This window comes from Bilophila sp. T19-St14 (assembly GCF_059728385.1).
In genome coordinates, this window is the sequence record NZ_BAAGFT010000001.1 from 2,139,655 (window position 1) to 2,158,506 (window position 18,852).

Annotated in this window: 11 protein-coding genes; 9 read left to right on the forward strand and 2 right to left on the reverse strand. The window is 61.2% G+C overall.

Annotated features, from left to right (window positions below; genetic code table 11):
* Positions 1-323: 323 nt before the first annotated feature.
* Positions 324-2,261 (reverse strand): 3-phosphoshikimate 1-carboxyvinyltransferase, encoded by a 1,938-nt coding sequence (locus AC6I1V_RS09165; RefSeq protein ID WP_302551384.1) that lies wholly within the window; start codon positions 2,259-2,261, stop codon positions 324-326.
* A gap of 264 nt (positions 2,262-2,525) precedes the next feature.
* Here AC6I1V_RS09165 and AC6I1V_RS09170 point away from each other — a divergent pair, with 264 nt between their 5' ends.
* Positions 2,526-3,263 carry a sulfite exporter TauE/SafE family protein gene (locus AC6I1V_RS09170; protein ID WP_486854463.1) on the forward strand — a complete coding sequence of 246 codons (738 nt, stop codon included), beginning with the start codon at positions 2,526-2,528 and terminating at the stop codon, positions 3,261-3,263.
* A 601-nt stretch (positions 3,264-3,864) separates the two neighbouring features.
* On the opposite strand, the gene AC6I1V_RS09175 is transcribed toward AC6I1V_RS09170, so the two are convergent.
* The gene (locus tag AC6I1V_RS09175) at positions 3,865-4,827 is read right to left on the reverse strand and encodes an AEC family transporter (protein WP_486854462.1); all 963 of its coding nucleotides are present in this window, start codon (positions 4,825-4,827) and stop codon (positions 3,865-3,867) included.
* A gap of 236 nt (positions 4,828-5,063) precedes the next feature.
* On the opposite strand from AC6I1V_RS09175, the gene AC6I1V_RS09180 reads away from it, so the two are divergent.
* The 8 genes from AC6I1V_RS09180 (at position 5,064) to dsrK (ending at position 18,850) form a co-directional block, all read left to right on the forward strand.
* Positions 5,064-6,356 (forward strand): N-acetylmuramoyl-L-alanine amidase, encoded by a 1,293-nt coding sequence (locus tag AC6I1V_RS09180; protein ID WP_302552690.1) that lies wholly within the window; start codon positions 5,064-5,066, stop codon positions 6,354-6,356.
* Between the two features lie 529 nt (positions 6,357-6,885).
* On the forward strand, positions 6,886-7,227 hold the full coding sequence (locus AC6I1V_RS09185; protein WP_308770559.1) for an ArsR/SmtB family transcription factor: 342 nt from the start codon (positions 6,886-6,888) through the stop codon (positions 7,225-7,227).
* Between the two features lie 84 nt (positions 7,228-7,311).
* The gene (locus tag AC6I1V_RS09190; RefSeq protein ID WP_486854461.1) at positions 7,312-8,376 is read left to right on the forward strand and encodes a permease; all 1,065 of its coding nucleotides are present in this window, start codon (positions 7,312-7,314) and stop codon (positions 8,374-8,376) included.
* A gap of 1,527 nt (positions 8,377-9,903) precedes the next feature.
* Positions 9,904-10,287, forward strand: coding sequence for a hypothetical protein (locus AC6I1V_RS09195; protein ID WP_486854416.1), 384 nt, complete (start codon positions 9,904-9,906; stop codon positions 10,285-10,287).
* A 301-nt stretch (positions 10,288-10,588) separates the two neighbouring features.
* Positions 10,589-14,974 carry an acyl-CoA dehydratase activase-related protein gene (locus AC6I1V_RS09200; protein WP_486854415.1) on the forward strand — a complete coding sequence of 1,462 codons (4,386 nt, stop codon included), beginning with the start codon at positions 10,589-10,591 and terminating at the stop codon, positions 14,972-14,974.
* 550 nt (positions 14,975-15,524) lie between these two features.
* Complete coding sequence (locus AC6I1V_RS09205) at positions 15,525-16,052, forward strand: RsbRD N-terminal domain-containing protein (RefSeq protein ID WP_486854414.1); 528 nt, start codon at positions 15,525-15,527, stop codon at positions 16,050-16,052.
* A gap of 89 nt (positions 16,053-16,141) precedes the next feature.
* Complete coding sequence (gene dsrM / locus AC6I1V_RS09210) at positions 16,142-17,173, forward strand: sulfate reduction electron transfer complex DsrMKJOP subunit DsrM (protein WP_302552680.1); 1,032 nt, start codon at positions 16,142-16,144, stop codon at positions 17,171-17,173.
* 12 nt (positions 17,174-17,185) lie between these two features.
* Positions 17,186-18,850: a sulfate reduction electron transfer complex DsrMKJOP subunit DsrK gene (gene dsrK, locus AC6I1V_RS09215; protein WP_302552679.1), complete on the forward strand. Its 1,665-nt coding sequence runs from the start codon at positions 17,186-17,188 to the stop codon at positions 18,848-18,850.
* Positions 18,851-18,852: the final 2 nt, after the last annotated feature.

Here is an 18,852-nt window from a genome sequence, read left to right on the forward strand (position 1 = left end):
CCTCTCCCCACGTATAGAAAAGCGATTGATTCCCCCTAAAAACCAAACGGAAACGGTTCCGCGCCCGGATTGTACCGGATGCGGAACCGTTTCCGTTCGGCTCGGCGATCCCATTCCTCGGTTGGAAAGAAACGGCCTTTGGATTCCGTGGCCTCTCCCCACAATCCGTTTCAGGGAACGCTGCGAACAGGGATTCGATAAGCGTAAAAATCTTTGAAGAGAAGGGGGTGGGGTTTGGGGAGGGGGAGGAGAAACTTTCTAAGAAAGTTTCTCCTCCCCCTCCCCAATCGCTTCACATGCCCTTCAAAACGCCGAACCCGGCCCTAGTCTTCGTCAGGATAGACGATTTCGTCGGGCATTTCGGATTCGGGGGTATGGCTGGCCAGCACGCGGCGGCGGGCCGGGCGGCTGCTGGCCACGGGCGCGGCCTCTTCCTCATGCCCTTTACGGGCCATCGAAGGAGTCGGCAGCGTGTTATAGATATTCCAGTAAACGGGCAGGTAGTTCGTGACGATGCCGGGGTTGCTCAGCTTGATGTTCGGACGGAGGAAGGCCGCCAGAGAAAGCGCCAGAGCCCACTGCACGGTCGGGCTGGCCCACGGCGTGGTGGAAGGCTCGATGGAAACGAGCCGCCCGTCTTCGCAAGACAGGCCAAGCTGGTTCAGGAAGCTTTCCACGAGGATCTTATCCACGCTCTCAGGCAGTTTGGGCATGGCCCCCCCCTTCGCACGCACGGCGGGGATCAGGGACAGCGCCAAGCCAAGCGGCAGAAGCGCGGAAGGCAAATCCGTGAGATCATCAACCGGATTGGGCGACGGAAGGGCCTCACCCTCGGCAACGCCTTCGCCAAAGGAGGCGGACACTTCGCCGTCGGCGACGGAGAGGTTCACGCCCAGCTTGGAGAACAGGCCCTTGACGACGTCGCCGCTTCTGGCGTCGCCGGTGGCTTCCCAGTGGCCGGAAAGCTTCACGCGGCCGCCGACAAAGGCGGGCATGGCGAGCAGCGTCGCCGCGGCGACGACATTGATGCCGGGAAGCAGATCATCGGGGAACTGGGCCTTGCCGGGAACCACATGCAGGGAAAGGGCCCCTTCGGTATCCGTGAGGCTCGCCTTGATGCCCGCGCTCTGGAGGATGGGCAGAACCTTGGAGACGATGCTGCGGCCTTCGGCGTGCCCGCTCAAGTCGACCGTAACGTCACGCTCCCACCCTGCCGTAGCCACGAGCAGGGCTTCCAGCGCGTCGGCGGGCAGTTCGGCGGGCACGGCCACCTCGGACGGCAGCATGGCGGAAGATTCCAGACGGGCGGGAAGGCCTTCCTGTCCGGGAACCACGCTGGTCAGGCGCGCGCCGAGCAGCGGCAGGAAATGGCGGATCGGGGCCAAGTCCACAAACTTGAGGCCGCTTTCGCCGATAATCTTGAGGCGCGCGGGCCGCGTCACCATCTGGAACAGCATCAGGTACAGGTTGAACGGGTCGTCGCCGACGTGCACCACCTTGTCGAGGATGGACTTGTTGTAGCCGGAAACCGGCTCGCCGCCCTGACAGAGGATGCGCCCGTCCTCTTCCCAGCGCAGGCGGGCGCCGACCTGATTGAGCCCTTTCAGGCACTCCATGACCGGGCCGTTGAGCGGCACGCCGTGAAGGGTACATTCGGCGGCGCCGCTGGCCGCGAGCACCATGCGGACGCGGGGCAGGCGGTCGGAAGCGGGCGCGGGCAGATCCACGGCGAGCGTTTTGCGGGCCGGGGCGAGATTGAAGGCCGAGGGCTGCTCCATATCGGCGGGGGCGACTTCCACTTCCTGAAGCAGGGCGAAAATCTGGCGGATGAGCTTGGGATCGCGGCTGACCGCGGCAGCGTTTTCTTCCCACGAAGTACGCAGTTCGCGTTCGTGATCCGACGTTCCGGCATTGGGCAGGCGGGTCAGCATACGGCTGCGGCGGGCGATCATCTTGATAAGATCGCGGTCGAGTTCGCGCAGTTCGGCGATGAGGCCGGCCCCTCTCTGCGGGCGGGGGCGGTCGCCGTTTTCAAAACGATCGCGGGGGCGGCGCTGTTCGCCGCGGACGGCCCAGTCAGGGCGCGGGGCCCGCTCGGAACGGTCGCGGTTCGACCATTCGGGGCGATCGGAACGGCGGGAGGCCCATTCGGAGCGTTCGGGGCGTTCCGTCCGTTCGGAACGCTCCTGCGGCTTGTTCCGCGGGTCGTTGAAATCTCTGGGGTTGCGGGAATCTCGGGAAGAATGGCTTTTGATGGTCATGGAGGGGTACTCGTAAGAGGTCTGAGTTCAAGACGGGATATGCAGGCTCCACAGGCAAGGCGCAGCTTCGGAACGAACTGTCATATAAAGAACTCATGATACCTCGAAAAGCCCTCACCCGCAAGCGCAGCCCAATGTTCTTTCCGTCCTGCAGCCCACTTGACAGGGGGCTTCCGCCCACGTTAGGCCGATCCCTAGATGCCCCGCCCACACAGGGCGTTTTCCGGGCCGGGCATCCTTCCCCCGCAGCCCTGAGGAGGCCCCATGTCCGGCTTCACCCCGCTTCTGTTCACCTATGTCTTTGCAGCCGTTTTTCTGGCGGGCATCGTCCGCGGTGCGACGGGATTCGGCTTTTCCATGATCATGATCGTACTCCTGACGCTGTTCTTCCCCCCTGCTCAGGTGGCTCCGGTCATCCTGTTCTGGGAAGTGCTGGCCAGCATCGGACACCTGCCCTTCGTCTACAGGCAAGTCCACTGGAAATCCCTCCGCTGGCTTGCGCTCGGCGTGGCGCTCGGCACGCCTTTCGGGGTTTACTGTCTGGTTTCCATACCCGTGGACGCCATGCGCCTGATCATCAACGCCGTAGTCCTCATCCTCACTTCCATGCTTTATTGCGGGCTGCGGCCCAAGAACGCGCCCACGCCGCCCCAGACCACGGGCGTCGGGCTCCTCGCCGGGATCATCAACGGCGCTTCCGCCAACGGGGGCCCGCCGATCATTCTCTTTTTCCTGTCCAGCCCGCTTGGGGCCGCCGTGGGGCGCGCTTCGCTCATCGCCTTTTTCCTGTTCACGGACGTCTGGGCCTCGCTCTTTTACTGGCAGCAGGGGCTCATCAGCCTTGATACCGTCATCTTTACCCTTGTCTTTATGGTTCCCATGTTCGGCGGCATGTGGTTCGGCAACCGCTGGTTCTCCACCGTCGACGAGGCCCGCTTCCGCAAGGTTGTCCTTGCCCTGCTCATGCTCATTTCCATCGTCGGGCTTGTAAAGGCGCTGTAGCCGGGAATGCGGTGGGGGAAGGGAGGAGAGGCCTTTCTGAAGAAAGTTCTCTCCTCCCTTCCCCCACCCCCCCCCATCCCTCCTCTCCCAAAGGCTTTCGACTGGTGGGGAGGCCGCGCGAAAGGAGTCCGTCCCCGCGACAGGTGAGTGGCTTGAAAGGCGCTTTGTTGGGAAAGAGCCCTCCACAGCGCCCGCCCTTTCAAGGCTCATCTGCCGGGCGGCGATGCCTTGCCCGTCCTATATCGGCTTCTGCGGCGACACGCCGATGGTGCGGAAGGGAAATATGTTGTCCATATGGCGCACCACAAGGGACTGTGTACAGGACTAGGAGGTCTTTGGGGAGGTATGGCGCACGGCGCGGCCTCCAATGGGTTGCAAGAGGACAGATGTCCCGACTGTCATGGCCCCCAAAACGGGGGAGGGCATATTCAGGAACCGCCCGGCTAAACCCTTGGTGGCTGCGGTGTTGTATGGGCACTGGCTGAACATGGACGCATCTGCAATGCCAAGCGGGAGGGGCGGCATCATCCCACTGAAGATGGGGCCCGTAAGCGTACCGGCAGCTTCGGATGCCTTGCCGCTCCTGTGGCGCACCTCCCCCTTACAGCAGGCCGTAGTATTGGAATGCCACGATGAGCAGAGGGATGCTCACCGCCGATAAAGCCGTATCAACCACGATGCCGAGCGAAGAATCTTCTGTAGCCACCTGATATTTTTCCGCAATGATATAAGCCGCCACAGCCGTGGGCATGGCTGCCACAATGGTTGCCGAGGCAAGCGCGATGCCGCGCACGCCGAACAGGTAGAGGACGCCGAAAATGAAAAGCGGCTCCACCGCCAGTTTCAGCACATGCAGAGGGAACTGGCGTCTGGCCCATCCCTTTACGAAGCCCTGCGAGGAAGTCATCTGCTTTGAGAGGATCATGCCCATGCAGAACAGCGCGCAGGGGGCGGACGTGGAACCGAGCATGGCCGACATCGACAGGATCGGCTTTGGGACGGCGATATGGAACAGGCTCACCGCCGCGCCGAGCGCCGAATAAATGAGCAGGGGATTGTGGAGCAGCGAGCGGAGCAGGGACAGGAACACCTCCTTGCGGCCTTCGCCCTTATGCTTCCCGGCTTCCAGCCTGCCGTCCGTGAAAAGCAGGTTCGCGGAGGTCATCACCGCGCAAAGGCTGGCGACGATGGCGGCCTCGGAGCTGTCCGGCAGCAGGAGCACCACAATCGGCAGCCCCATGAACGCCGCATTCGGGAAGCTCGACAGCAGGGCGAACACTGAGCTTTCCTCCCAGCGCCTCCGCAGGAAGTTTGAAAAGAACACGTATGCGAACAGGTAGGTGATCCCGTAGCCGAGCAGGATGCCCCCGACCATGCCTCCCGACATCTGCCCCGCTTCCATGCGGGCAAGCTGGTTGAACAGCATCATGGGCAGGCCGATCCAATAGACGAACTGGTTGAGGCAGCCCGATGTCTCTATGGGCAAAAACCCCATCCGTTCAACGACGATGCCAAACAGGATGATGCCAAATACGGGAACCAGCGTGGAAAGGATGGACAACATGGGAGCCTCGGAAGGATACTGTTTGTTCAATCAATCAGAGTCCGCAAGCTATATACCGTGCGCCGTCGGCATGCAATGGAAAAAACGGCGCCCTTTACCGTGCCTTGGATATCCCGGAATGTCCACAACGCCTTTCTCACCCTCTCACGGGCATCCTTCCTTGTTTTTTCTTTTTCCCGTTGGTACTCTTGACGGAACTGGCGCAGCGGCGCAAAAAACCTCCTCCCCACTACGGCATGGACACAACACGACAGCCAAGAGACAAAAGCAAGACGACTCATAAAAACAGCCTGTTCCTTTCATGGTGCATTCTGCTGGCGTTGTGTTTCGCGTTCGTATCCGCCGCCCCCGCCGCTGCCGGCCCCAATCCGGCAAAATACGATAAAGCCATCCGGGATATGGCGCAGCTTCAAAAATCCAAGAAACGGCTCCAGCGTGAGCCGTGGGAAAAGCTTGCCGAAACCTTCCTGACCGTCTATCGGGTCGAAAAAAAATGGAAAGAGCGATCAGCGGCCTTGTTCCGCTCCGCCGAAGCGCTGGATCATTTGGCCCGCTGCGCCTCCAATGCCAAGGATGCCCGGCGCTCGGTGGATCGGTACCTCCAGCTCGTCCGCCTCTATCCCAAAAGCTCGCTGGCAGACGACAGCCTGTACCGGGCGGCGCGGCTGCGGGGCCAAATCCTCCGCGACAAGGCCGGGGCGCAAGAACTCCTCAGGCAGATCCTCAAGAAATACCCCTCGTCCAATACGGCTAAAGACGCCTCCGGCTACCTTGCGGCGCTCTCGCCCAAAGAAAAAAAACGGCCTCCCTCCGCCGCCAGCAAAGTAAGCAAGGGGAAACAGCCTAAAGGCAAACCGTTCCGCCTCGGTGTAAAAACAGTGCTCATCGATCCGGGGCACGGCGGCAAAGATCCCGGCACGCACCACAACGGCATCAGGGAAAAAGATCTTACGCTGGACATCTCCAAGCGCGTGGGGGCAATCCTGTCCTCGCGCGGCCTCAACGTCCGGTACACGCGCCGCTCCGATACATGGATCACGCTGGAGCAGAGGGCCGACAAAGTCCGCACCAACAAGGCCGATCTCTTCATTTCCATCCACGTCAACGCCAACCCCTCCAAGGGCGTGCAGGGTTTTGAGACGTACTATCTCGACGTTTCCCGCACCTCGGCGTCAACCCGCCTTGCCGCCGTCGAAAACGCCCTCCGTGGCCGCAGCCGCGCCGCGCGGGAAAAGCTGCCGCCCCACCGCCTCTTCACCATCCAGAAACAGGAATCCCGCCGCCTTGCGCGGAACGTCCATGAGACGACGCTCAAGTATCTCAGGAAAAAGAATTACCGGACTCACGACGGCGGCATCAAAACCGCCCCCTTCCATGTCCTTCGCCGCTCCGGGGTGCCCGGCGTGCTGATCGAGGTGGGCTACTGCACCAACAAGGCCGAGGCCGCACGTCTGGCCATCGACGCGTACCGCGCCTCCATCGCGCGCGGCATCGCCAACGGCATTTTGGTTTATACGGGGAAGATGTGAGATGTGGGGGAAGGGAGGAGAGGCCTTTCTGGAGAAAGCCCTCTCCTCCCTTCCCCCACACCCCCATCCCTCCTCTCCCAAAGACTTTTGACGGGTGGGGAGGCCACGCCGCGGGAGTTCGTCCCGGCTCAGGTCAAGAGTCTGGGAAGGCGGGGCTGCGCTCAAACAGGATGTGGAAATCCCGTTCCCGGATGCGTGTTGGGCGACATGCACCTTTTCGGTGATTTCCTAGGCTCTGTTATAGTTTGTGTTTTTTCATCTCCACAGTGCGGTGAAAAGACAGCCTTTTTCTCCGGTTTTCCCCTTGGCGGGATCCACGGCTAAGGCATTTTGCCGGTTATCCCTTTGGAGCTTCAAGGAAAAAAACATCAACCATTTTCTAGAACACAGTCATTTCCTAGAAAATTCATTTTAAGTTTTACCTAGTTAAATTCAAATTTTATTGAAAGCGCGAATGGCCCGTGTTGGAGCCGCCTTGACGCACAGCCTCTTTTTGCTTATTTGGCCTTTTAAACAAAGAAGAAGCGCTATGGACGAAAACAAAAAACGCTTTCTTGCAGAACAAGCGAATATTTTCAAAGCATTGGGGCATCCAAGCCGCCTTATCATGGCCGAAGCCCTGACGCGGGGGCCTCTGTGCGTCTGCGATCTGCACAAGCTGGTCGGCGGCGATCTCTCCACCGTATCGCGCCATCTCGCCGTTATGAAGGAAGCCGGGGTCGTTGACGACGAAAAGCGGGGCACGAATGTTTTCTATTCGCTTTCCCTCGGTTGTCTGGATACTTTTTTACGCTGTACGGGGGACGTAGTCAGAACGAGGCTTCTCACACGGCTCAAGGGCGTCATGCCGGATCGTTCCGGCACGGCCTGATGCGGGCGCCTGCCGATGGTGCGGGCGCCGTTTTTTTGGCTTTATTATTTGTATAAAAGGCCAAATAGCAAAGGAGTGTTCGTCATGAATCAGATTGGATTTTGGGGAAAGGGGGCGGCTGCCGTCGCCGCTTGGATCGCGGCCTATACCATCAATCAGCCCCTGGCCGAATGGCTGGCGTACGGGCTATTTGGGCTGGCTCCCGGCGGATCGGCGGGCGGGGCTGTTTCGTTCTTTATTTACGACACCATAAAGATACTTCTGCTGTTGGTGTTCATGGTATATGGCGTGGCGTTCTTCCGGGCGGGGCTGCAAACGGAACGCCTCCGCGCACGGCTCGCGGGAACCCGGCGCGGCTTCGGCTATCTGCTGGGGGCGGGGTTCGGAGCCGTGACGCCGTTCTGCTCTTGCTCCAGCATCCCTCTGTTTCTAGGGTTCACCACGGCGGGCATCCCCTTCGGCATCACCATGTCGTTCCTCATTACCTCACCGATGATCAACGAAATCGCCGTAATCCTGCTCGGAGGGCTGCTCGGCTGGCCGTTTGCGCTGGCCTATGTATGCACGGGGCTTCTCGCCGGGATCGCCGGGGGGATCATCATGGACGCAGCCGGGGCCGAACGCTGGCTGAAACCGCTGCTGCGCCGGAAACCCGAACTTCAGGAGCTGCGCCCGTCCTGCGCCTGCGGAGCCATCCTTCCCACACGGATTTCCCTTGAAGGAAGGCATCGGTTCGCACTTGCGGAAACGCGCAGCATATTCCGCAGGGTGGCCCCGTGGGTCGTGATCGGCGTGGGCGTCGGTGCGCTTCTGCACGGGTATGTCCCTGATGAATGGGTCGTCACGCACCTCGGAAAAGGACAGTGGTGGACTGTGCCGTTGGCTGTCGTGGCGGGCATCCCCCTGTATGCCAATGTAACCGGGATAGTGCCGATCCTTGAAAGCCTGCTGCTCAAGGGCGTGCCTGCCGGAACCGCGCTGGCCTTCTGTATGGGCACCGTGGTCGTAAGCCTGCCGGAAATCCTCATGCTGCGGCAAATCATGCGCTGGAAGCTCATTGCGCTTTTTCTCGCCGTGTTGCTGGTTTTCTGTACGGCTGCGGGATGGCTGTTCAACGGCTTGCCGTTTGCCGCCGGAACAGGCTTATGAGGAAGGCTGTGTCCTAAAAATGGTTGATGCTTTTTTCCTTGAAGTTCCAAAGAAATAACCGGCAAAATGCCTTGGCTATGGGTTCCGCTAAAAGGGGAAATCGTGATAAAAAATCTTCATTTTCACTGTGTTGCGGAGATGAAGCAACCGTATGCTATGACAGAGCCAGGAGGGACACCCCAAGAAAGGATGAACGCGATTTCCGAACTTCCATCCCATTGCCTCAGGAATGGCCGCCCCCTCAAAGGGACAGCCATATCCCACGGCAGCCTCCCGCCATACAGACACGCCCTGGGAGCGCAAAAAGGCGGCTCCGGCTTGCTATTCCGAAGAAATGTCAATGACGACAATTGGCATTATATTCTAGAAGATACGAACGACATGAAATTAAAATCATAATTTCAAATTTTGATTTGACTTAATACTCAATTTTTTCTAGAAAAAATCAGGCAGGGCATGCGGGAAGCGCCTGCGCTCCACCCGCACAGAGGGAACTGCAGGGGTTAGAGGCAGTAAAGAGATCTCCCCTACGCGTCCGAGGTGCATGAAGGAACACATTTCCATCAAGGCTATTGCCCGCCACGCCAGCTATGCGCCTCGCGCATGAGAGACATTCTTCACGTTGATCAGGCGGGCAGCACGGGCGCGATGCGCCCTGCGCGCATACAGAAACATCACGGCCTTTTTCTCCGTTTTTCCCTTTGGCGGATGCACCCTACGCGCATGAAGGAACATACCGAAGGGCGCACTTTAGGCCGTGTCTTCAAAAATATAATCTATTGAAATGGCTGTGCCATAGAAAATGGTTGATGCTTTTTTCCTTGAAGTTTCAAAGGAATAACCAGCAAAACGCCTTAGCCATAGGTTTCGCCAAGGGGAAAACTGGAGAAAAAGGCTGTATTTTCACCACACTGTGGGATGAAACAACCGCATACTATGACAGAGCCATTGAAATTATCTAACCATTTTTCAAGCCACAAAAGATTGTTTTGAATAATCTCAAATAATTATATGTAATACAACGGCACAGCCCAGCAAACTGCGTTTGCTGTGGCTCTGTATGTGGAGAGACAGCGGTGCTCGAATCGGGCCGGGCAAACTTTTCGCGATGTGCTCCATGCGCATGGAGAAGAACTGTGCGCCACGCAATCTGACAGGGGTGTGTTATGGATGTGCTCCATGCGTATGGAGAAACAGCCAACGGGCCCTCACTGTTCGCCGACGTCGGGCAATCTGCTCCATGCGCATGGAAAAACGGCAACAGGGATGGAAAAACGCGATCCCGGCACGCATCACTCCATACGTATGGAAGGACAGCAGCCATTGCAACGTGTTCCCCACACATGGATTTCCTAATACAGGCCGTCCTTGACCTTCACGAGGCTGCACGTGTGTTCCCCACCCACATGGATTTCCTTCATGCGCATGGAGCAACTAGGCGCTCCGATTGGCTAAAAATACTCCTCCTGCGGCTGCTCATGGGATACTCCAGAGCCTTGCGGATCAAAACGGAAGCTGTGGCATAGTATGTGGTTGTTTCACCTCCACAGCGCGGTGAAAATAGAGACTTTTTATCCGAATTTCCCCTTGTCGAAATCTGCGGCTGAGGCGTTTTGTTGGTTATCCCCTTGGAACTTCGAGGAAAAAACATCAACCATTTTCTATGGCACAGCCAAACGGAAAGGGCCTCTTGCGGCTCATGGTGGGGTACCTTTGGATGATCAGGGCGTCGGTGTCTCCCCGGTTCTGGAAAGCCTGCCGCCAAAGGTGAGGCCGGCGGAAGCGGTTCCGGCTCTCCGCATGAACCCGCAAGGCCGCGCCCGCAGCGCTCCTTGTGCCGCCTTGGAAGCTGCTGCGGAAATTTTTTTACGCGTCCGCCCTCTGTACTGCCGATCTGCGGTGCTCTTGTAATCGCCTGTTCAAGCGTTTCCCGCTTGCCATTGGAACCAAAACCATGTGAAATGGTGGCATCAGATACCTGAACAGGGCACATTTGCCGCATATTGTCGACATTGGAATACAATACATTGATACTCTGTACTTTTTTAGTATCATTGGGTATCTGGTTAAAAAAAGACACCATGTTATGTGCAAAGATAAAGGCGCCGTTCCTTTTTCCGAGCCGTTTTCCGATGGCAGTAAAGAAGCGATGCAGTCGCTTATGGAGGTTTCCGCTGTCAGCGGCGGGCTCTCCAGCAATGTAAGGAGATCCATGATGGAAAGAAGCGTATTTCTGGGGCTGGACATTGGTTCAACCACGGCCAAACTCGCGCTCGTCGCCGCAGACGGCAAGCTGCTCGAGGCGCAATACCTGCGCCACGGGGCGGCCGTCCGGCAGACGCTTTCCACCATGCTCGACCAACTGGCCCTCAAGTATCCCGGCATGGCGGTCTCGGCGGCGATTACCGGCTCCGCATCCCTCGGTCTCTCGGAAGCCCTTGGGCTGCCGTTCGTGCAGGAAGTCGTGGCCGCTTCACGGGCCATCGCCGTGCTTGCCCCGCAAACCGACGTGGCCGTGGAGCTCGGCGGCGAAGACGCCAAGATCCTCTATCTCAGCCAAGGCATGGATCTGCGCATGAACGAAGCCTGCGCAGGCGGCACCGGGGCGTTCATCGATCAGATGGCGGCGCTGCTCCACACCGACGCCTCCGGGCTGAACGAGCTCGCCGCGAACTACAAGACCCTGTACCCCATCGCTTCGCGCTGCGGGGTGTTCGCCAAGACCGACGTGGTCCCCCTGCTCAACGAAGGGGCCGCGCGGGAAGACCTCGCCGCCTCCATCTTTCAGGCCGTGGTCGAACAGACCATCGGCGGGCTGGCCTGCGGGAACCCCATCCGGGGCAAGGTCGCCTTCCTCGGCGGGCCGCTGCACTTCCTGCCCGAACTCCGCAAACGCTTCATCGCCACGCTCAAGCTCACGCCCGAAGAGGTGGTGCCGTTCCCGAACGCCCAATATATGGTTGCGCTCGGCACGGCCCTGAGCCTTGTGGAGCTGCCCGGCGCGGCACGCATGGCCCACATGGAGCCCGTCACGCTGGACACGCTGGCCGGGCGCGCCCGCGTGCGGGGCGATGCCGGGGATCGGGCGGCCTCCCTGCCCCCGCTGTTCGACAACGAAGCCGACTACGAGCTGTTCCGCGAACGCCACAGCCGGGACGCCGCCCCGCGCAAGCCGCTGGAAACCGCGTCCGGCCAGCTCTTCCTCGGCGTCGACCTCGGTTCGACGACGGTCAAGGCCGTGCTTGCCGATGCCGGCGGCGCTGTCCTGGCTTCATGGTATGAGCGCAATCAGGGCGATCCGCTGGCGGGGCTTTTGCCTTACCTTGCCGATCTCATCGACAGCCTGCCTGAAGGCGCGTGGATCCAGTCCAGCGTAGCCACGGGCTACGGCGCGCAGCTCGCGCAGGCCGCCCTCGGCTCGCTGTCCGCCGAGGTGGAAACGGTGGCCCACCTGAAAGCCGCCTGCCGCCTCGTGCCCGATGCGACGTACGTCATCGACATCGGCGGCCAAGATATGAAGTGCCTCAAGGCGCGGGACGGCCTCATCGCGGGCGTGACCCTCAACGAAGCCTGCTCCGCCGGATGCGGGGCCTTCCTCGAAACATTCGCCCGCAGCCTCAACCTGGGCATGGAGGCGTTCGTGCGCGCCGCCCTGTTCGCCCGGCATCCCGTGGATCTGGGATCGCGCTGCACCGTGTTCATGAATTCCAAGGTCAAACAGGCGCAGAAGGAAGGCGCGGACATCGGCGACATCGCCGCCGGGCTGTGCTACGCCGTGGCCCGCAACGCGCTGTACAAAGTCCTGCGCCTGCGCACGCCCGCCGAACTGGGGGACCGCGTGCTGGTGCAGGGGGGCTCATTTTTGAACGATGCCCTGCTGCGGGTCATGGAACGGCTCCTTGACCACCATGTCTGCCGCCCCGACATCGCCGGGCTCATGGGGGCCTACGGCGCGGCCCTGCTCGCCCGCAGCCGCACGCCCGACGGCGCGGCCCCCACGCCCCTGACGTCGGCATCCCTGCGCGCCCTCAAGATTTCCGCCAAAACCCTGCGCTGCAAGGGATGCGGCAACCACTGCCTGCTCACGGTCAACCGCTTTTCCAACGGCCGGAAGCTCGTATCCGGCAACCGCTGCGAACGCGGCGCGTCCGGCGGCGAAGCGGCCCCCCCGTCCATGCCCAACCTGTACGCATGGAAGGAACGCCGCCTGTTCGGATACGAGCCGCTCCCGCAGGACGGGGCCCCGCGCGGGCGCATCGGCATCCCCCGCGTGCTCAATATGTATGAGCATTACCCGTTCTGGTTCACGCTGTTTACGGAGCTGGGCTACCGCGTGGAGCTGTCCCCGCCGTCCGGCAAGGAGCTTTTCGATCTCGGCCTGTCGTCCATGCCCTCGCAAACGGTCTGCTACCCCGCCAAGCTCGCGCACGGGCACATCGCCTCGCTCCTGCGCAAGGGGCTCAAGCGCATCTTTTTCCCCTGCCTGCCGCGCGAGCGCCGGGAAAGCAAGGACGCCGCGGACGGCTACAACTGCCCGGTGGTGGCCGGGTACCCCGAAGTCATCCGCCTGAATACGGACGAACTGCTGGAACAGGGCTGCACCCTGTACACGCCGTTCGTGTCGCTGGAGCACCCCGACACGCTCGTCGCCGCGCTGCATGATCTGTTCGGCATCCCGAAAAAGGAACTCCGCGCCGCCGTGCGCGTCGCCTCCCTTGAACAGGAAGCCTACCGCGCCGAGCTCCGGGTCGAAGGCGAACGGGTGCTCGCCGAACTGGAACGCACCGGCAGGCTCGGCATCGTGCTGTCCGGGCGGCCTTACCATGCCGATCCGGCTGTCCATCACGGGCTGCCCGAACTCATCGCCTCCCTCGGCGCCGCCGTGCTCAGCGAGGACAGCGTGGCGCACCTTGGGCACCCCGCCGAACCGCTCCGGGTGGTGGATCAGTGGGCCTACCACTCCCGCCTGTACCGGGCCACGGCGCTGGCCTGCACGCGCCCCAACCTCGAACTGGTGCAATTGACCTCGTTCGGCTGCGGCCTCGACGCCATCACCGCCGATCAGGTGGCGGAACTCCTCACCCGCGCCGGGAAGCTGCATACGCTCATCAAGATCGATGAGGGCGCGTCCCTCGGCGCGGCACGCATCCGTATCCGCTCCCTGCTCGCCGCCGTGGAGGAACGGCGCGGCACGCCGCCCATGCCCCGGCACGCCGCTCCCGCCTCCCGCCCGGTGTTCACCAGGCCGATGCGCCGGACGCACACCATCCTTGCCCCGCAGATGTCCCCCCTGCACTTCGACATCATCGGCAAGGCCATTTCCAGCGCGGGCTACAATCTGGAAGTCCTGCCCACGGTCAGCCGCGGGGCCATCGAAACCGGGCTCAACTATGTGCACAACGACGCCTGCTACCCCGCCATCGTGGTCATCGGGCAGCTTATCGACGCCCTGCAAAGCGGGCGGTACGACCCCAAGCGCACGGCCCTTATGCTGGCGCAGACCTGCGGCCCCTGCCGGGCGACCAACTACCCGGCGCTGCTCCGCAAGGCCCTGTGCGAAGCCGGGTTCGGGGATGTGCCCGTCCTGACCCTGAGCGGCGGCTCCCTGAACAGCCAGCCCGGATTCTCCGTCTCCGCGAGCCTGCTGCACCGGCTCATCCTGGGCTGCCTCTATGGGGACATGCTCCAGCGCGTCTCGCTGTCCGCGCGCGCCCATGAGCGCAACGCCGGGGATACGGACGATCTGCTGGCCCACTGGATGAACCGCGTAAAGTTCAGCGCGGCGCGGGGCGACAGCTCCCTGTTCAAGTCGCACATGCGGAGCATCGTGCGGGATTTCTCGGCCATCCGCCAGAACCACGCGCCCTTGCCCCGCGTGGGCATCGTGGGCGAAATCCTGCTCAAGTACCACCCCGACGCCAACAATCAGGTCATCCGCCACATTGCGGAAGAAGGCGGCGAGCCCGTCCTGACCGATCTCATGGACTTTTTCCTTTATTGCCTGCTCGATCCCGTCTACCTGTGGCGGCACATGGGCGGAAAGGCTCTCCCCGCACTCGGCAACTGGCTGATCATCAAGCGCATCGAATCCCTGCGCGACGCCATGCGCCGGGCGCTCGAAGGCAGCCGGTTCCTCCCCGTTTCCCGGATTGCGGATCTGGCCCGCAGCGTGCGCGGCATCGTCTCCACGGGCAATCAGGCCGGGGAAGGCTGGCTGCTCACGGCGGAAATGCTGGAGCTCATCGACCACGGGGTGGGCAACGTCCTGTGCCTCCAGCCGTTCGGCTGCCTGCCCAACCATATTACGGGCAAGGGCGTGCTCAAGGAATTGAAGCGCATCCGGCCCCACGCCAACCTCATGGCCGTGGACTACGACCCCGGCAGCAGCGAGGCGAACCAGCTCAACCGGATCAAGCTGTTCATGACCGTGGCCCGCAGCCGCATCCCGCAGGAGGCGCAGGGCGATCACGCGCCCGCCAGCCTCAATGAGTCCGTCGCCCAGCTCGCCGGGCGCCTCCGCGACAACCTCAAGGGCAAGCTCGAAAACACCATCGGTGGAAGCGGGAACAGCGGCGACGAAGTGACGAACCCGGCGTGAACGGGGATGGCTGGGGCATGAGGGAGGGCCCTTTCCGAAGCCCCTCCCCCAAGGCTGCCGCCCGCCGCACCTGAAAACAGGGCCATAAAGGGGCACGTCCCGGTTGTGGAGCCTGAAAGCCGCATCATAAAAGCAAGCCCGGCTGCGGCGGACAATGCCGTAGCCGGGCCTGCCCCCTTTGCTGCCCTGAAAGGGACGAGTGAGGGCCGTGCATCCCCCGCCGCCCTCCGGCAAACAGGCTTGCCCGGCGGGGCCGGATGCCCCATCGGACATGGTGAAGCCGGACGCGGCAAATAATCGTGCTAAAAATATTATTTTATTTAGTTCCAGAAGATTATACGCTGTTTGTCTGAACAGCCAAACACTCCCCTCTCAAGCCGGTATTGTGAAATTCGCCAAAATCGCGTAAGGGTGCAGACGGCGTATGATTTTCAGGTTCGGAGGCACTCGACGGAACAGGCGGGCCGCAACCTTTCGGGGCGGACGCTTTTGTTTTGATCGTGCGGCGCAGGAGAACCAAATCCCCTTCTTAACCTTGATGTGAGCAAGCATGAGCACTGAAGACATCATCTCGGCTCGGCGCGACGCGGCTATCCAAAAATGGACTGAAGCCGTGTTCGCCACGTATCCTTTTGAGACCACCGGTTTCATTCGGACGCAGCGCGATCGGTTCGCCAATCCCGTCGGCCACGCCACCCGCGCCGCCGGGGAACTGATCTACGATGCCGTCACGGGCCGGGATGTCGACTTGGACAAGGTGCACGCCGCCGTAGCGGAACTGATCCGCATCCGCGCGGTGCAGGATCTCAAGCCCGAACAGGCCGTCGGCGTGCTGTACCTGTATAAGCCCGTGCTTCGCGAACTGCTCCTTGCGGACATGCTGGCCGCAGGGGATGTCCAGGGGTTCCTGGACATGGGGGATCGTTTGGACACGCTCTGCCTCATGGCCTTCAACCTGTACCTTGCGGATCGGGAGCAGGTCTACGCCGAGCGTGTGGCCCAACAGCGCAGGGAGGCGTCTCAGATCAGGCGCTGGGCGGCCAGACATGGCATGGCGGAAAATCAGGGCGGGGAATAGGCCCTGCTTCCTGTTTCCCTTTCGGAATCCTTTTTATTGTGGTTACGGATTTGGATATGTCAAACTTTAAGCCTGGAGTGAGGTAGGGAATGATAGTTTCACTCGTGGCAGTCCTGCTCATCGGAGCCATCGCCTGGTCGGGGGCGGTCGCCGGATTCCAGTCTCTGCTGGGTGTGGCGCTGCCTCTGTTGGCCGCGGTCGTCTTCGTCTGCGGGATCATCTGGCGCATCACCTGCTGGTGGGCGAAATCGCCCGTGCCCTTCGCCATCCCCACTACGGGTGGTCAAGAGCGTTCTTTGGACTGGATCAAGCCGAACCGCCTCGACACGCCCATGAGCAACGCCGCTGTCGTAGGCCGCATGATCCTTGAGGTGCTGCTGTTCCGTTCGCTGTTCCGCAACACCTCTGCGGAAGTCAGCCCCGTGGGGCCGCGCGCTACCTATTTCTCCTCCAAATGGCTGTGGGTCTTCGCGCTGATCTTCCACTACTGTTTCCTGGTCATCTTCATCCGGCACTTCCGGTTCTTCATCGAACCCGTCCCGGTCTGCCTCACCTGGCTCGAATTCGTTGACGGCATCATGCAGATGGGCGTGCCGCGCCTGTTCATGACCGACATGCTCATCGTGGTGGCCGTGCTGTTCCTCTTCGGCCGCCGCCTGGTGAACCCGAAGGTGCGCTACATCTCCCTCGCCAACGACTATTTCCCGCTGTTCCTCATCATGGGCATCATCGGCACCGGCATCTGTATGCGCTACTTCGACAAGGTCGACATCGCGCAGGCCAAGGTGTTCATCATGGGCATCCTGCACTTCACGCCGCAGTCCGCCGAGGGCCTGAACCCCCTGTTCTTCACCCACGTCGCGCTCGTCAGCGTGCTGCTCATCTACTTCCCCTTCAGCAAGCTGATGCACATGGGCGGCATTTTCCTGTCCCCCACCCGCAACATGCGCTGCAACACGCGTGAAGTCCGTCACGTCAACCCGTGGAACAACCCGGACGCCCCTTACCGCACCTATGCGGAATATGAGGACGACTTCCGTGACCTGATGGCTGAGGCTGGCCTGCCCCTGGAAAAGCAGCCCGAAGACGTTGAACCCGCGGCCCCGGCCCCGTCCAAGTAAGGAGTTTCCCTAATGGCCAAAATGCCAAAACCGGAAGAAATGATCGCCTCCCGCGCGAGTTTCCCCGACAAGAGCTGGATGGACGTCAAGACCGAAATCAAGCCCGGTATGTACGCCTATCCCGCCAAGGTGGAGATTATGGAAGGGCTCCACATGCCTCACCCGCATGCGTGGCAGCCTGAGGATGAGGATTGGAACCTGCCCGAAAACTGGGAAGAAATCATCTATAAGGCCCTGAAGGAGCGTCTTGCCAAGCACCGTTCCCTCAAGATCTTCATGGATACCTGCGTGCGCTGCGGCGCCTGCGCCGACAAATGCCACTTCTTCCTCGGCACCAACGATCCGAAGAACATGCCGGTGCTGCGCGCGGAACTGCTCCGTTCCGTGTACCGCCGCGACTTCACCACCGCCGGGCGTCTCCTCGGCAAGGTTGCGGGCGCCCGCAAGCTGACCACCGACGTCATCAAGGAATGGTTCACCTACTTCTACCAGTGCACCGAATGCCGCCGCTGCTCGCTGTTCTGCCCCTACGGCATCGATACCGCCGAAATCACGGCCATCGTCCGCGAACTGCTCCATGAGCTCGGCCTCGGCATCAACTGGATCATGGAACCGGTGTCCAACTGTAACCGCACCGGCAACCACCTCGGCATCCAGCCCCACGCCTTCAAGGAAATCGTTGAATTCCTCTGCGAAGATATCGAAACCATCACCGGCATCCATATCGATCCGCCGTTCAACGAGAAGGGCCACGAGATCCTCTTCATCGCGCCTTCCGGCGACGTGTTCGCGGAACCCGGCATCTACACCTTCATGGGCTACCTGATGCTGTTCCACGAGCTTGGGCTGGACTACACCCTGTCCACCTACGCTTCCGAAGGAGGCAACTTCGGCTCCTTCGTGTCCTTCGACATGGCGAAGAAGCTGAACGCCAAGATGTACGCGGAAGCCAAACGCCTCGGCTCCAAATGGATCCTCGGCGGCGAATGCGGCCATATGTGGCGCGTCATCAACCAGTACATGGCGACCTACAACGGCCCCGCGCCCGAAGGTATGGTGGACGTTCCCACCTCCCCCATCACCGGCACGCGCTTTGAAAACGCCCGCGCCACCAAGATGGTGCACATCGCCGAGTTCACGGCCGACCTGATTCACCACAACAAGCTGAATCTCCGCCCCGAACGCAACACCGGCATCATCACCACCTTCCACGACTCCTGCAACCCGGCCCGCGCCATGGGCATGCTCGAAGAGCCCCGCGCCGTCCTGCGCGCCGTCTGCCCCGAATTCGTGGAAATGCCCCCGCACACCATCCGGGAAGAAACCTTCTGCTGCGGTTCCGGTTCCGGCCTCAACACCGAGGAAATCATGGAGCTGCGCCTGCGCGCCGGCTTCCCCCGCGGGAACGCCCTCCGCTACGTGCAGGAAAAGAACGGCGTCAACTGGATGTCCTGCATCTGCGCCATCGACCGCGCCGCGCTGCCGCCTCTCGCCAATTACTGGGCGCCCGGCGTCACCGTCAGCGGCCTGCACGAGCTGGTCGCCAACGCGCTGGTCATGAAGGGCGAACAGCCCCGCACCATGAACCTGCGTCAGGAAGACCTCGAATGCCCCGACCCCGAGCCGGAGGAAGAGGCCGTTGAAGAGCTCGCCGCTTCTGCCGAGGAGGACAACTAAAC

What these genes read in the sequence shown, in the direction of transcription:
- AC6I1V_RS09165 (WP_302551384.1), bottom strand. Translation starts at nt 2,261, where the DNA reads ATGACCATCAAAAGCCATTCTTCCCGAGATTCCCGCAACCCCAGAGAT.
- AC6I1V_RS09170 (WP_486854463.1), top strand. Translation starts at nt 2,526, where the DNA reads ATGTCCGGCTTCACCCCGCTTCTGTTCACCTATGTCTTTGCAGCCGTT.
- AC6I1V_RS09175 (WP_486854462.1), bottom strand. Translation starts at nt 4,827, where the DNA reads ATGTTGTCCATCCTTTCCACGCTGGTTCCCGTATTTGGCATCATCCTG.
- AC6I1V_RS09180 (WP_302552690.1), top strand. Translation starts at nt 5,064, where the DNA reads ATGGACACAACACGACAGCCAAGAGACAAAAGCAAGACGACTCATAAA.
- AC6I1V_RS09185 (WP_308770559.1), top strand. Translation starts at nt 6,886, where the DNA reads ATGGACGAAAACAAAAAACGCTTTCTTGCAGAACAAGCGAATATTTTC.
- AC6I1V_RS09190 (WP_486854461.1), top strand. Translation starts at nt 7,312, where the DNA reads ATGAATCAGATTGGATTTTGGGGAAAGGGGGCGGCTGCCGTCGCCGCT.
- AC6I1V_RS09195 (WP_486854416.1), top strand. Translation starts at nt 9,904, where the DNA reads ATGTGGTTGTTTCACCTCCACAGCGCGGTGAAAATAGAGACTTTTTAT.
- AC6I1V_RS09200 (WP_486854415.1), top strand. Translation starts at nt 10,589, where the DNA reads ATGATGGAAAGAAGCGTATTTCTGGGGCTGGACATTGGTTCAACCACG.
- AC6I1V_RS09205 (WP_486854414.1), top strand. Translation starts at nt 15,525, where the DNA reads ATGAGCACTGAAGACATCATCTCGGCTCGGCGCGACGCGGCTATCCAA.
- dsrM (WP_302552680.1), top strand. Translation starts at nt 16,142, where the DNA reads ATGATAGTTTCACTCGTGGCAGTCCTGCTCATCGGAGCCATCGCCTGG.
- dsrK (WP_302552679.1), top strand. Translation starts at nt 17,186, where the DNA reads ATGGCCAAAATGCCAAAACCGGAAGAAATGATCGCCTCCCGCGCGAGT.